General features: G+C 70.0%; 13 protein-coding genes and 1 pseudogene. 3 read left to right on the forward strand and 11 right to left on the reverse strand.

What is annotated here, in order from left to right:
- Positions 1-4: 4 nt before the first annotated feature.
- Positions 5-1,582, reverse strand: a complete 1,578-nt coding sequence (locus ACFVW6_RS29635; protein ID WP_378830575.1) for an ABC-F family ATP-binding cassette domain-containing protein — start codon at positions 1,580-1,582, stop codon at positions 5-7.
- Positions 1,583-1,878: 296 nt separating this feature from the next.
- Between ACFVW6_RS29635 and ACFVW6_RS29640 the strand changes: the two genes are divergently transcribed.
- The gene (locus tag ACFVW6_RS29640; RefSeq protein ID WP_378830578.1) at positions 1,879-2,490 is read left to right on the forward strand and encodes a GNAT family N-acetyltransferase; all 612 of its coding nucleotides are present in this window, start codon (positions 1,879-1,881) and stop codon (positions 2,488-2,490) included.
- On the opposite strand, the gene ACFVW6_RS29645 is transcribed toward ACFVW6_RS29640, so the two are convergent.
- From ACFVW6_RS29645 to ACFVW6_RS29670, 6 genes and pseudogenes are all read right to left on the reverse strand, one after another.
- Complete coding sequence (locus ACFVW6_RS29645; RefSeq protein WP_355277260.1) at positions 2,480-3,052, reverse strand: adenine phosphoribosyltransferase; 573 nt, start codon at positions 3,050-3,052, stop codon at positions 2,480-2,482. The genes ACFVW6_RS29640 and ACFVW6_RS29645 overlap by 11 nt on opposite strands.
- Positions 3,053-3,099: 47 nt before the next feature.
- Positions 3,100-4,812: an ABC transporter substrate-binding protein gene (locus ACFVW6_RS29650; protein WP_378830581.1), complete on the reverse strand. Its 1,713-nt coding sequence runs from the start codon at positions 4,810-4,812 to the stop codon at positions 3,100-3,102.
- A 23-nt stretch (positions 4,813-4,835) separates the two neighbouring features.
- On the reverse strand, positions 4,836-6,014 hold the full coding sequence (gene secF, locus ACFVW6_RS29655) for a protein translocase subunit SecF (protein ID WP_378830584.1): 1,179 nt from the start codon (positions 6,012-6,014) through the stop codon (positions 4,836-4,838).
- A complete protein-coding gene (secD, locus tag ACFVW6_RS29660) occupies positions 6,011-7,720 on the reverse strand; it encodes a protein translocase subunit SecD (protein ID WP_357344963.1) in 1,710 nt (569 codons plus the stop codon). Before secD ends, secF begins: the two co-directional genes overlap by 4 nt.
- A gap of 105 nt (positions 7,721-7,825) precedes the next feature.
- A complete protein-coding gene (gene yajC, locus ACFVW6_RS29665; RefSeq protein ID WP_378830587.1) occupies positions 7,826-8,167 on the reverse strand; it encodes a preprotein translocase subunit YajC in 342 nt (113 codons plus the stop codon).
- A gap of 108 nt (positions 8,168-8,275) precedes the next feature.
- Positions 8,276-9,765: pseudogene (locus ACFVW6_RS29670) on the reverse strand (flavin-containing monooxygenase).
- A gap of 78 nt (positions 9,766-9,843) precedes the next feature.
- Here ACFVW6_RS29670 and ACFVW6_RS29675 point away from each other — a divergent pair.
- Positions 9,844-10,473: a TetR/AcrR family transcriptional regulator gene (locus tag ACFVW6_RS29675; RefSeq protein ID WP_378830589.1), complete on the forward strand. Its 630-nt coding sequence runs from the start codon at positions 9,844-9,846 to the stop codon at positions 10,471-10,473.
- Between the two features lie 36 nt (positions 10,474-10,509).
- Positions 10,510-11,088: a DivIVA domain-containing protein gene (locus ACFVW6_RS29680; RefSeq protein WP_378830591.1), complete on the forward strand. Its 579-nt coding sequence runs from the start codon at positions 10,510-10,512 to the stop codon at positions 11,086-11,088.
- Positions 11,089-11,101: 13 nt separating this feature from the next.
- On the opposite strand, the gene ACFVW6_RS29685 is transcribed toward ACFVW6_RS29680, so the two are convergent.
- Genes ACFVW6_RS29685 through ruvC form a run of 4 tightly spaced genes read right to left on the reverse strand, consistent with a single transcriptional unit; the run spans position 11,102 to position 13,924 of the window.
- Positions 11,102-11,614: a GtrA family protein gene (locus tag ACFVW6_RS29685; RefSeq protein WP_308248646.1), complete on the reverse strand. Its 513-nt coding sequence runs from the start codon at positions 11,612-11,614 to the stop codon at positions 11,102-11,104.
- 43 nt (positions 11,615-11,657) lie between these two features.
- Positions 11,658-12,755 carry a Holliday junction branch migration DNA helicase RuvB gene (ruvB, locus tag ACFVW6_RS29690; RefSeq protein WP_355277279.1) on the reverse strand — a complete coding sequence of 366 codons (1,098 nt, stop codon included), beginning with the start codon at positions 12,753-12,755 and terminating at the stop codon, positions 11,658-11,660.
- A gap of 3 nt (positions 12,756-12,758) precedes the next feature.
- A complete protein-coding gene (gene ruvA / locus ACFVW6_RS29695) occupies positions 12,759-13,358 on the reverse strand; it encodes a Holliday junction branch migration protein RuvA (RefSeq protein WP_218721115.1) in 600 nt (199 codons plus the stop codon).
- Positions 13,355-13,924 (reverse strand): crossover junction endodeoxyribonuclease RuvC, encoded by a 570-nt coding sequence (gene ruvC / locus ACFVW6_RS29700; RefSeq protein ID WP_355277825.1) that lies wholly within the window; start codon positions 13,922-13,924, stop codon positions 13,355-13,357. The genes ruvA and ruvC overlap by 4 nt, the downstream gene beginning before the upstream one ends.
- Between the last annotated feature and the right edge of the window lie 22 nt (positions 13,925-13,946).

Below are 13,946 nucleotides of genomic sequence, written 5' to 3' on the forward strand. Positions count from 1 at the left end.
CCCGTTACTCGACCAGCCCCTCGGGTGTGAGCTCGAGGGTGCGGGTCACCCCGATGTCGTCGAGAAACCGCGCGTCGTGGCTGACCACGATGAGCGCGCCCTCGAAACTCGCCAGCGCCTGGGTCAGGTGCCCCAGGCTGGGCAGGTCGAGGTTGTTGGTCGGCTCGTCGAGCATCAGCAGTTTCGGCGCCGGTTCGGCGAGCAGCAGGGTCGCCAGCGCGGCGCGCAACCGCTCCCCGCCCGACAGCGCCGCGGCCGCGATATCGGCGTCGGCACCGCGGAACAGGAAGCGCGCCAACTGACCTCGGATCTGCTCGGCACTCGCGTGCGGCGCGGCGTCGGCGACATTGTCGAACACGCTGCGCGTCTCGTCGAACACGTCGAGCCGCTGGGGCAGCAGCCGCCACGGCACCTTCGGCTGTTCCTCGACGATCCGGCGCAGCAGCGTCGACTTGCCCGCGCCGTTGCGCCCGGTGAGCGCGATCCGCTCCGGCCCGCTCACCCGCAGGTCCACCACCGGACCGTTGGCCAGCCGCGCCTGCTCGAGCGTGACGACGTCCTGCCCCGGATACAGCCGGGTCCCCGGCAGGTCGATCCGGATCTCGCGGTCCGCGCGCACCAATTCCTCAGCGTGGTCGAGGGTTTCGCGTGCGGAGTCGAGCTTCTCGATGTGCGAGGTGCGCAGCTTGCCCGCCGACACCTCGGCGGCGTTCTTGCGCAACCCCGCCACGATCTTCGGCACCCGCTTGTTGTCCTGCATCTTCTGCGCGAACCGCTGCCTGCGGTCCAGCTTGGTCCGCGCCTCGACCAGCTCGCGGGCCTGCTTGCGGACATCGCTGCGCGCGTCGCGCACCGCCGCGCGGGCCGCCTCCTGTTCCTGCTCGACGATCCGTTCGTACTCGGTGAAATTGCCGCCGAAGGAACGGATCTCGCCCGCTCGCAACTCGGCGATGCCGTCCATCCGGTCCAGCAGTTCCCGATCGTGGCTCACCACCACGACCGTGCCGGGGAACTGCCGGATGACCTCGTAGAGGCGCGAGCGCGCGACCGCGTCGAGGTTGTTGGTCGGCTCGTCGAGCAGCAGCACGTCGGGCTCGCGCAGGAGTTCGGCGACCAGCCCGAGCAGCACGGTCTCGCCGCCGGAGAGCGTGTCGAGGGTGCGGTCCAGGTCGGCGACGGAACCGGCGACATAGTCCAGGCCCAGCTTGCCGAGCAGCGCGATCGCCTCGTCCTCGATCTGCCAGTGCACGCCGACGGTGTCGAAGTCCTCGGGCGTGCCCTCGCCGCGCTCGATGCGGTGCAGCGCCGCCCGCACCTCGGCGATGCCGAGCACGGTCTCCACCCGCTGTCGAGCTTGCATGCCGAGGTCCTGGCGCAGGTAGCCGATCCGGCCGGGTGCCGTGATCGAGCCGCGGTTCGGGCGCAACGCGCCGGTGATCAGCCGCATCAGAGTGGATTTGCCCGCGCCGTTGCTGCCGACCAGGCCGATCTGGCCCGGTCCGACGACGGCGTCGAGCCCGTCGAACACGACGGTGCCGTCCGGCCAGTGGAAGGACAGATCGGAAAGAGAAAGAGAGGTCATACGGATCCCCTTGAGGTGCGACGGAGACACGGTGCGCAGAGTGCGGACCGTCCGGGAGCGCTACCTCAAGAAATCAACGCATGACTCCGATCGCCGGGAACAAGACCACTCATTGATAACACCGCACCGCACCTTCGCGCCACCCCTTTTCCGGCAGGGTGAGCCCGCTCACCCGGCGGCGTTCGATCGGGGCGGGACAGTTCGGCCCGTCCGCTACCGCTCGTCGTGGCGGCTAGCCTGGACCCCAGGGCGATTCTCAGCCGACGAAGGCTGGACCTGTGATCGGGAGGACCGTGATGACGGAGCCGAAACGACTACGCGCCGCCACACCGGGAGACGTGCGGGCCGCCGCCGACGCCCTCGGTGCCGCGTTCCAGCACGACCCGGTGATGAGCTGGATCCTGCCCGACGAGCACCGGCGCGCCGTCGGCCTGCCCCGGTTCTTCGCCACCATGGCCCGCCATATCTTCTTCCCCGCCGGCGCCTCCGACCTCGCGGTCCGCCCGGACGGTTCCGTCGCGGGCGCCACGCTGTGGACGCCGCCGGAGCGCCAGCCCGCCGCGAGCGCCGAACTGCGCGTCGTGCCCGGTCTGATCCGCGCCTTCGGGCGTCGCACCGGCGCCGCCAAAACGCTCGGTGACCTGCTCAAAAAGCATCACCCGTCGACTCCGCACTGGTACCTGGGGATGATCGGCACCCGGCCGGAGGATCGCGGCGCTGGCTACGGCCACACGCTGCTCAGCTCCCGGCTCGATCGCATCGACGCCGACGGGGCGGCCGCCTATCTCGAATCCAGCAATGCCGACAACGTGCCGTACTACGAGCGCTTCGGCTTCACCGTCACCGACGAGATCCGGATCCCCGGCGGCCCGCCGCTGTGGCTGATGTGGCGCGCGGCTAGAGCTTGACGATCGAGGTCACCGGGTAGTCGCCCTGGTGCTCGCGACCCTTCAGGAACTCGAGCTCCAGGACGACGGCGGCGGCGACCACCTCGGCGCCGACCTCGGTGAACAGCGCGGCCGCGGCGGCGAGCGTGCCGCCGGTGGCGAGCACGTCATCGAGCAGCAGGATGCGCTTGCCCGCGAGCTCGACCCCGTCGGCCGGGATTTCCAGTGCGGCGGAACCGTATTCGAGTTGGTACTCGCGCGACACCACCGGCGGCGGCAGCTTGCCGCCCTTGCGGATGGCGAGCACACCGGTGCCGAGGGTGGCCGCGACACCCGCGCCGAGCAGGAAGCCACGCGCGTCCACCCCGGCGACGATGTCGGCGTCGGGGGCGACGGCGGCGAAGCAGTCGATGACCGCGCGGAAGCCCTCGGCGTCGGCGAAGACCGGGGTCAGATCGGCGAAACGCACACCCGGCGTGGGGAAGTCGTCGTGCCAGCGGGTCAACCGCGACACCGCGTCGGCGGCCTTACCGGTCCGCGCGCTGACCTGGTCGTCGGACTCGACCACCGCGTGCTTGCTCATCGACACCTCTCCCTCACGGTCACGCCCCGCGTGACTGTCACCACTGCTCATCGCTGCAACACCCAGCGATCCATGTTCCACCCGGTTCCGGCCTGGGTCGGCCCGGCGATCCCGTTCTGCATGCCATTGCCGAAGGCGATCAGGCGCGGCGTCGCGAACAACGGGATGCTCGGCAGCTGCGCCCACAGCAGGTTCTCGGCCTCGGTCAGCAGATTCAGCGTCACGGTCGAGTTCGTCTCGCCCGCAAGCTGATCGGTGATCGCATCGTAGCGACCGTTGGCGAACCCACCGACATCGAGGCCGTTACCGGCCCGCAACGCCGCGAACGCGGCCACCCCGGTGGTCGATCCGGCCGGGCCGGGGACCGCCGCGGTGCCGCCGAGCACCGCGTCGACCGCGCCCTCGGCCAGTCTGGCCGGGGTGAAATCCGGTGCGCCCGCGTCGACCACGGTGATCCCCGCCCCGCGGCAGGACTCGGCGATCATGGCGACGGTCTTCGCCCGACGCGCGTCCGGGGCCTGGTAACCGATCCGGACGGTCGGCTGGGGCGCGCGTGCCGAGGCCAGCGTCGCCGTCGCGGCCGGGATGTCGGCGCCCTTGTAGCGGTCGGCCCCGCCGATCACGGCCGGGTAGTACAGCGAGTCCTGCTGCACGACATGAGCGTTGAGTGGACCGGCGCCCAGGCCGCTCTTCGGCGGGTCCCCTGCCTTGCCGAGGGTGTCGAACAGCGCCTGGCGCGGCACACACTGGGCGAACGCGCGACGGACCTCGACGGGACCGAACACCCCGCCGGTGGCGAGCACGAGTTGCTCGGCGCTCCGGCCGGCGACGGTCTGTTCGTCGAAACCGTCGAGCGTCAGGTCGGCGACCGACCCGGCACCCAGATCGACGACGCCGAACGCGTTCTCCTTCGCCTTCGCCGCGTAGTCGGTGCCCTTGGGCCACACCACGATCCGGCTGGTCGCCGGCGGGCTGCCCCACCACTTCTCGTTCGCGACCAGGACCAGACCGTCCTTCGCGGTGAAGGATTCGATCCGGTACGGCCCCGAGGACGGGAACTCGGTCAGGTCGAGCGAGCCCGCCTTCATGGTCCAGCCCGTGTTCCAGAAGTCGGCGATGCGGCCGAGCACGGCGCCGTCGCCGGTCTGCAGGGCGCTCACCACGCTGGGTACGCCGACGGCCTGTGCCACCACGTGCGCGGGCATCAGCTCGGCCGCGGTGAACAGCGTCCGCCACGGCAGGTAATGCCTGCCGGGGCGGAACACCACGGTGGCGTCCTTGGAGCCCGGCTGGCAGTCGACCCGCTCGATATCGGCGTAACCGGCGGTGCTCGCCGCGTCGAACAGCGGGACCGGGCCGCGCTCGCCCGGCCTGGTGAACCGGCCCGAGCGCGCCGACCAGGCGAGCACCAGATCGTCGCAGGAGGTCTTCACGCCGTCGGAGTACACGCCGTCCGGGTTGAGCCGGTACTGCACGGTCTGCGTCTCGCCCGGCACTTCCTTCGCGGTGCCCGCGTCGGTGTCGGCGACCTGCTGACCGTCCGGTCCGGTGTAGAAGAACCCGGTGAGCACCCGGCCGAACACCGCGGCCGCGCCGCTGCTCGCGCCGAGCGTGCTGCCGCCGTTGTAGCTGGCGACCGCCGCGTCGACGGCGTACCCGATGGAGGGCACCTGGTTCTTGCTCGAGCAGCCGGCCACCAGGCCGGTGCCCAGGGCCGCCGTGGCCAGGACGGTGATCAGTCGTATCGTGCCGCGTCGCATGATGAGACCCCCTGCTGTCGCCGTCAGTTCCTTCTCTTGTGCCGCTTCCCGCTGGGCCGGGCACCCGGCCGCGGCGCCCCGGCATCGCTCGGACGCGGACCACGCGGCGCACCGGCGGCGGCACCCACCGGTACCCGGGCGGCCGGGCCTGCGGCGCGCTTGGCCAGCACCTTCTTGGTGTGCGCGGCCACCGGGCCCCAGCGCTCCTTGATCGACACCAGCACCGGGACGGCGAGGAAGATCGACGAGTAGGCGCCGACGATCATGCCGACCAGCTGCACCAGCGCGAGGTCCTTGAGCGTGCCGACGCCGAGCAGCCAGACCGCGATCACCAGCATGCCGATGATCGGCAGGATGCCGATGACCGTGGTGCTGATCGACCGCATGAGCGTCTGGTTGGCGGCGAGGTTGGCCTGTTCGGCATAGGTGCGCTTGTTCAGGTGCAGCACGCCACGGGTGTTCTCCTCGACCTTGTCGAAGACGACCACGTTGTCGTAGAGCACGTAACCCAGAATCGTGAGCAGACCGATCACCGCGGCGGGGGTCACCTCGAAGCCGACCAGCGAATAGATACCCGCGGTGACGATGAGGTTGAAGAACAGCGACACGATCGCCGCGACCGACATGTCCCGCTCGAAGCGGATCGCGATGTAGATCATCGTGAGCGCGACGAACACCCCGAGCGCGATCAGCGCCTTGTTGGTGATCTGCCCGCCCCAGGTCTCACTGATCTCGGCGATGCTGATCGCGTTGCGGCTGACCTGGCCGTCGGAGTCCTTCGGCTGGAACGCCTCGAACAGCGCGGTCTGGACCTGCTCGGTCTGCGCCGCGTCCAGGGTCTCCGAGCGCACCTGGATGGTGGCCGAGGCACCGGAGCCGACCTTCTGCACCGACACCGGGCCGTGGCCGAGGGTCTGCGCGTAGACGTCCTCCACCTGCTGGGTGGAGATGTCGGCGGCCGGGATCTGGATGCGCGAACCGCCGGCGAAGTCGATGCCGAGGGTGAAGCCGCGCACCGCGATGCTCAGTATCGAGATCAGCAGCAAGGCCGCCGCGATGCCGTAGAACAGCTTGCGGCGGCTGACGATGGGGAAACCGCCGGTGCCGGTGTAGAGCCGCTCGAAGAACCCGTGCTTCGGGGCCTGCGACGCCTCGGCCTGGTCCAGGTACACCGACTCGTCGGTGGGATGGGCGTTGGTCATCGTGACATCTCCTTCGGCCTTGGCTGGCCCGCGGCGCGCTCCCTGGCGATCTGCTGCACCGAGCCGAGACCGTTCACCGACGGCTTCGCCCAGAACGGCGAGCGCGAGACGATCATCATCAGCGGCGCGGTGACCAGGTAGAGCACGATCACGTCGAGGACGGTGGTGATACCGAGGGTGAAGGCGAAGCCCTTCACCTGGCCGGCGGCGAGCAGGTACAGCACGACCGAGGCGATCAGGCTGACCGTCTTACCGGACAGGTTGGTGCGCTGCGCCCTGGCCCAGCCGCGCGGCACCGCCGAGCGGAAACTGCGGCCCTCGCGCATCTCGTCCTTGATGCGCTCGAAGAACACGACGAACGAGTCGGCGGTGAGGCCGATACCGATGATCAGACCGGCGATGCCCGCCAGGTCGAGGGTGAACCCGATCCAGCGCCCGAGCAGCACGATGATGCCGTAGACGGCGGCACCGGCCGCGATCAGCGAGAACCCGGCGATCAGGCCCAGCATCCGGTAGACGAGCAGGCAGTACAGCAGCACCGCGATCAGGCCGATGGCGCCCGCGAGCAGACCCGCCTTCAGCGAGGACAGGCCCAGCGTCGCCGAGACGGTCTCCGCCTCCGAGGTCTGGAACGACAGCGGCAGCGAGCCGTACTTGAGCGTGTTGGCCAGCTCGGAGGCGCTGTCGGCGGTGAAGCTGCCCGAGATCGAGGTGCGACCACCCATCTGCGGACCCTGCTGCACCTGCGGCGCGCTGACGACCTTCGAGTCGAGCACGAACGCGACCCGCTTGTAGACGTACTCACCGGTCAGCGCCTGCCAGGCGTCCGCGCCCGCGGACTTGAACTCGAGGTTCACCTCGTGCCGGGCCTGCTGGGAGTTCAGGCCGGAGGTCGCGTCGGCGATCTCCTGGCCGTCGATGCGGCTCGGGCCGAGCAGGAACACCTCGGTGCCGTCCTGCGAGCAGGTGACCAGCGGCAGCGCCGGGTCGTCGTTGCCCGCCAGCGGGTCGGGCTTGGTGCAGTCCATGCTCGCCATGGCGACCTGCTGCACGGCCTGGTCGGTGCTCTGCCGCAGCGCCTTGGCGTCGGCGATCTCCTTGGCCTGCTGCTGCTGGACGGAGGTGCCGCCGGGCGCCGGGGTCGGCGTCGGCGGTGCCTGCGCCGGGAACACCCGCGACTGCGGGGCAGGCGTGGTCGGCTCGCCCGCCGCGGGAGCGGTGGTCTCACCGGTCGCGGGGGCGGGCGTCTCGCCGGGCGCCGGCGCGCTCGTGGTCGGCGTCCCGCCCTGGGCGGGCGGCACCTGCGGCGCGGCGCCACCGGCCTGCGGCTGCGTCGCGGCCAGCACCGGCCGGATGTACAGCTTGGCGGTGGTGGCCAGCGCGCGGGCCTGCTGGCTGTCCTCACCGGGCACCGTGATGACGAGGTTGTCGCCGTCGATGACCACTTCGGAGCCGGAGACACCGAGACCGTTGACCCGGTTCTCGATGATCTCCTGGGCCTTCTTCAGGCTGTCCTGGCTGGGCCTGCTGCCGTCGGGGGTGCGCGCGGTCAGGGTGACGCGGGTACCGCCCTGCAGGTCGATGCCGAGCTTGGGCGTGGGGGAATGGTCACCGGTGAAGAACACCAGCGCGTAGATCACGGCCAGCAGCGCGGCGTAGACGCCGAGCAACCGGTACGGATGCGCCGATCCTTGGGAAGGTGGCACAGCAGGTCATCTCCTAGGCGGAAGTCGAGGTCGGAACGGGTGGGCACGACGATGCCCGCGCCGGTGCCTGCCGCAACGCGGGGCACCGGCGACGAGGGAGTGCGATCAGTCCTTGGTCAGCCGGGTCTCGGTCTGCTCCGCGGACTCCTCGACGGCGGCGTCGGTCGCGGGGGTGGTCTCCTCGACCGCCTGCTCGTCGACCCGCACCTCGCGGATCGCCTGACGCAGCCAGGTGGTGACGACGTCCTCGGCGATCTCCAGGTCGACGGTGGTGTCGTCGAGGTCGACGACGGTGCCGTACAGGCCCGACGTGGTGACGACCTGGTCACCGACCTTCAGACCCTCCTGCATCGACGAGACCTTCTCGGCCTCCCGCTTCTGTTTGCGGATACCGAAGAACATCGGCACGAGCAGGGCGAGGATCAGCAGCGGAAACAGGAAGTCCATCGTCGAAGTCAGTCCCTAGTCAGTGGTGGACGTGCATGTACGCCTGACAGTCTGCCAGTTCCCCGCCGCGACGACACACCGGACACCGTCTCTCCCTCCGCGCGCCGCTCAGGCGGTGCGGCCGTAGGTGTAGTCGTCGAGCGGGAAGGAGACCGCCTCGCGGTGCGCGTCGGCGGTGCTGGTCGGGCGCAGCAGCGCCGCCTCACCGTGCTGGTTGAAGTAGTAGCTGCGCGCGGTGGCGCAGTCGCCGCCGTAGAACACCGAGGAGTCCAGTTTGTCGGTGACCCGGTCCAGGAACTCGGTGTTGGCCCGCTCGGTGACCTCGAAGGTCTGCTCGCCGCGCCGGAACAGCTCGGTGAACAGCCTGCCCATGTGCTTCATCTGCGCCTCGATGGTGGTGAAGTACGACAGCCCGCTGTAGGAGTAGGGGCTGTTGAGGCTGAGGAAGTTGGGGAACTTGGGCACGGTGATGCCCTCGTAGGCCTGGAAGCGGTTGTCGCGCCAGAACTTTCCGAGGTTCACCCCGTCGCGGCCGACGATCTCGATGGCCGGGAAGTTCACGTCCCACAGGTTGAAGCCGGTGGCCAGCAGCAGTGTGTCGATCTCGGTCTTGTGCCCGTCGGCGGTGACGATGCCGTCGGGTTCGACGTGGTCGATCGAGTTCGTCTCCAGCCGCACGTGCGGTTCGTTGAACGTCTTGAAGTACCGGTTGGAGAAGGTCGGGCGCTTGCAGCCGAAGTCGTAGTCCGGGGTGAGCTTGGCCCTGGTCTCCTTGTCGCGGACCTGGGCGAACAGGTGCGCCTTGGCCAGCGCGGCGGCCGCCTTGTTCAGCGGCTTGGCCTGCGCGTAGTGCAGCACGCCGACGACCATCAGCGCCTCGAGCATGCCCGTGTTGACCAGCCGGGCCGCCTTCTGGGTGAGCGGCACCTTGGCGAACATCTCCTGGACGGCGCCGGGGATCGGGGCGTCGACCTTGGGCACCACCCAGATGGGCGTGCGCTGGAAGACGGTCAGCGCGGCGACCCGCTCGGCCACCTCGGGCACCAACTGGACCGCGGTGGCACCGGTGCCGATGATCGCGGCCTTGCGCCCGGTCAGGTCGTAGTCGGCGTCCCAGTCGGTGGTGTGGATGATCTTGCCCGCGAAGGACTCGATCCCGGGGAACGGCGGGGTGTACGGCTGGGACAGGAAGCCGGTCGCCGCGAGCAGATAGCGCGCCGTCACGGTCTCCCCGCCGGCGATCGAGACCATCCACTGCTGGTTGTCCTCGTCCCAGCGGGCGCCGTCGACGACGGTGCCGAACCGCATCCGCCTGCGCAGGTCGTACTTGTCGGCCACGTGCTCGGCGTATTTCTTGAGCTCGGCGCCGGGGCGAACAGCCGGGACCAGCGCGGATTCGGCTCGAAGGAATAGGAGTAGGTCACCGAGGCGATGTCGACGGCCAGACCGGGATACCGGTTCACATGCCAGGTGCCGCCCAGGTCGTCCTCGCGCTCGAGGATCACGAAATCGTGCAGTCCGAGCCGGTCGAGCTCGATCGCGGCGCCGATGCCGCCGAATCCCGCCCCGACCACGACCGCGTCCAACTGAGGTGCCACGCCGAACCTCCACATACATCAGGTGTCTGTAACAGAATGACACATCATTCCGTCGGCGGCGACAGTAACATCAGCCCGGTGACGAAGCCATCCGCCCGCGTCGAACAGCGCAAAGCCGAATTGCGCAAGGAGATCATCGACACCGCGTTCGACTGCTTCTCCGAGAAGGGCTATCACGCCACCGGCATCGCCGATATCGCCGTGCGCCTCGGCATCGGGCACGGCACCTTCTACCGCTACTTCGCCAACAAGCGCGACATCATCGACCATGTCATCGACGACGTGACCAGCCGCGTGTTCACCTCGCTGGCGACCGAGCTCAGCCCCGAGACCGCCACCACCCTCGACGAGTACACCGCGCTGCTCGACCGGATCGGCGAATCGCTCAACCGGGTGCTGCTCGACGATCCCCGGGTGCCGCAGCTGCTACTGCTGCACGCGACCGGCATCGACGACGAACTCACCGCCCGGGTGTTCGGGCTGCTCGACTCCACCGAGATCGTCATCACCGGCTATCTGGACCATGGCGTCCGCTGGGGTTGTCTGCGCCCCGATCTGGATACTCCCACCACGGCGAAAGCGGCGCTGGGGATGGTGGTCGCTGGCATCGTGCACGGCATGCGAACCCCTGATCCGGCGCTGCTCGCGGTGTACAGTCACGCGGTACGGCGGCTGTTCATCGAAGGCGTCCGAGTTGCTGCGCGATGACGAAAACCCGTGGGATAGAAGGGCAATCCTGACACAATGACCGCTGTGACGCCCGACGATGTGAGCCGCACCCACTTCGCCATGCCGACCCTGGGCCATCGCGGCTACCACGCAGACGAGGTCGACGCGTTCCTCGAACTGGTCTCGGCCACCCTGGACGGGCAGGGCGTCCTCACCGCCGACGACATCCGTCACGTGCATTTCGGCGCCCCGCGGTTCGGTGGCCGCGGCTATCAGGCCGACCAGGTCGACGACTTCCTGGACCGGGTCAGGACCGAGCTCGAATACCGGCAGAAGGGCGGCGCCCCGGTCCCCGCGGCCCGGCCCGGCGACGACGTAGCCGAGATGCTCACCCCGGACGACGTGCACCGCATGCGGTTCAGCCAGTCGACGGTCGGCAGGCGGGGGTATCACGAGGAAGAGGTCGACGCCTTCCTCGACCTGGTCGCCGCGACGCTGGCGCACAACGGTCCGGGCAGCCTGACCGCCGCCGACGTACGCGGCGTGCGCTTCACCGACACCCGCCTCGGCACCCGCGGCTACTCCCGCGAGGAGGTCGACGCGTTCATCGACCTGGTGATCACCGCGCTCGAGCACGCCGAAAGCAGGCAGTGATCTCCGGGGCTCATCAGCCCTGGATGCTGTGCAGTTCGGCCTCGCGCAGATCGTCGGGGAAGACGTAGCGGCGGAACGCCCAGAACCGGAAGGCCATCGCCAGCAGCACGCCCAGGATCTGCCCGGAGACGAAGTTGGCCACCGCCTGCACCACCGGGTCCACGTGCGGCACCCGCAGATTCAGCACGTACAGCGAGATCGCCTGCGGGATCATCGTGACGCCGATCCCCAGGGCGCTGACGGTGAAGAACAGCGCCGCCTCGTGGCTGCGCTGCCTGCCGCCCCTGGTGCGGAAGGACCACTCGCGGTTGAGGATGTAGGAGGCGATGGTCGCGATCAGCGCACCGAGCAGGCGCGCGGTCAGCGGCTTGTCGCCGAGCACCGTCAGCTTCACCGCGTACACGACGCCGGTGTCGATGAACCAGGTGATCGCGCCGACGACCGCGAACTTCAGGAGCTCCCGATGCTTCAGGAGCAGGGAACGCAACGGCTCGGGGAATCGCTGCACCACCGCATGGACTGCCACCCGGCCGACAGTAGACGACGATCGGGCGCCTCGCCCACCTGGCTCAGTCGAGCAGGTCCATGCTCGGTTGCGGTTCGCGCCCACGCACTTCGATGGCGCCGATGACCAGATCGGGCGGGGGCACCAGCCCGAGATGCTCCCAGGCCGCCGCGGTCGCGACCCGGCCGCGCGGGGTCCGGGCGACGAGCCCGGCGCGTACCAGGAACGGCTCGCACACCTCTTCGACGGTGGCCGCTTCCTCGCCGACGGCGACCGCGAGCGTGGACACGCCCACCGGTCCCCCGCCGAAACCGCGCACCAGCGCGCCGAGCACGGCGCGGTCGAGCCGGTCCAGGCCGAGCGCGTCGACGTCGTAGACCTCGAGCGCGGCCATCGCGATCGGGTGGGTGATCACGCCGTCGGCCCTGACCTCGGCGAAGTCGCGGACGCGGCGCAGCAGGCGGTTGGCGATGCGCGGGGTACCGCGGGAGCGGCCCGCGACCTCCGCGGCCGCGTCGTGGTCGATCTGCACGCCGAGGATGCGCGCCGAGCGCTGCAGGATCCGCAGCAGCTCGGCGGGCTCGTAGAAGTCCATGTGGCCGGTGAAGCCGAACCGGTCGCGCAGCGGGCCGGTCAGCGCGCCGGAGCGGGTGGTGGCGCCGACCAGGGTGAACGGGGCGATGTCGAGCGGGATCGAGGTCGCGCCGGGGCCCTTGCCGACCACGACGTCGACCCGGAAGTCCTCCATCGCCAGGTACAGCATCTCCTCGGCGGGGCGTGCCATCCGGTGGATCTCGTCGATGAACAGCACATCGCCCTCGACCAGGTTGGACAGCATGGCGGCGAGGTCGCCCGCGCGTTCCAGGGCGGGCCCGGAGGTGATGCGCAGGGCGGTGCCGAGTTCGGCGGCGATGATCATCGCCATGCTGGTCTTGCCGAGGCCGGGCGGGCCAGAGAGCAGCACATGATCGGGGGTGGCGCCGCGCTGCCTGGCGCCGCGCAGCACCAGGGCGAGCTGTTCGCGGACCCGGGGCTGGCCGATGAAGTCGTCGAGCGAGGTGGGGCGCAGGCCGGTCTCGGCTTCGCCGTCGGAGTGCAGATACCGCGCGGTGACGGCGGATTCGTCGGGTTCGCCGGGCGCGAGCTCGAAATCGTCGTCCATGGCCTACCTGTTCTTGCCGAGCAGGCCGAGGGCGGCGCGCAGGGCGACGGAAGTGGTGGCGGTGGGCTGGTCGGCCAGGACGGCGTCGACGGCCGGTTCGGCCTGCTTCACCGGGAAGCCGAGCCCGACGAGCGCCTCGGTGACCTGCTCGCGGACGGGGGTGACCGGCACCTGCGCACCGGGCGGACCGGCGGGCACCGGCACCAGGTTCACCTTGTCGCGCAGTTCGACGACCATGCGTTCGGCGCCCCGCTTGCCGATGCCGGGCACCCGGGTGAGCGCGGCGACATTGCTCTCCGCCAGCGCCTTGCGCAGTGCCTCCGGTTCGAGGACGGCCAGCACCGCCATCGCCAGCCGGGGGCCGACGCCGGACACCGTCTGCAGCAGCCCGAACAGGTCGCGTGCCTCGGTGTCGGCGAAGCCGAACAGGGTCATCGAGTCCTCGCGCACGATCATCGCCGTGTACAGGCGGGTCTCCTCGCCGCGGCTGAGCCCGGCCAGCGTCGCCGGGGTGGCGTTGAGCCGGTAGCCGACGCCCGCGGCTTCGATCACCACATGGTCGAGCGCGATCTCGAGTACCTCGCCGCGAACCGACGCGATCACCCGCGCACCACCTTCCGTTGTTCGGCCAGCCGTTCTTCGTAGCGGCGGCGGACCTCGTCCGCCTGCGCCTGCGCGGCCGCCATCCGGTCCATCAGCGGCGCCCGCCAACAATGACAGATCGCCAGGGCGAGCGCGTCGGCGGCGTCGGCGGGTTTCGGGGCGACCTGCAGCCCGAGAATCCGGGTCACCATGGCGGTGACCTGCGCCTTGCCCGCGGTGCCGTTGCCGGTGACCGCGGCCTTCACCTCACTGGGCGTATGGAAGGCGACCTTGATCCCGCGCCGGGCCGCGGCCAGCGCGATCACCCCGCCCGCCTGCGCGGTGCCCATCGCGGTGCGCACGTTGTGCTGGGCGAAGACTCGCTCGATCGCGACGGCCTCGGGCCGATGCGTGTCCATCCAGTGCTCGGCCGCGTCGGCCACCGCCATCAACCGGTGCGCCAGCTCCGCCTCGGGCGGTGTCCGCACCACCCCGACATCGAGCGCGACGACCTTACGCCCCGGCCCGCTGTCCACCATGCTGAGCCCGCACCGGGTGAGCCCGGGATCGACGCCCATCACCCGCACCGGCAGCCCCTTCGAAGACACG

This window comes from Nocardia sp. NPDC058244 (assembly GCF_042882065.1).
Taxonomy (GTDB): domain Bacteria; phylum Actinomycetota; class Actinomycetes; order Mycobacteriales; family Mycobacteriaceae; genus Nocardia.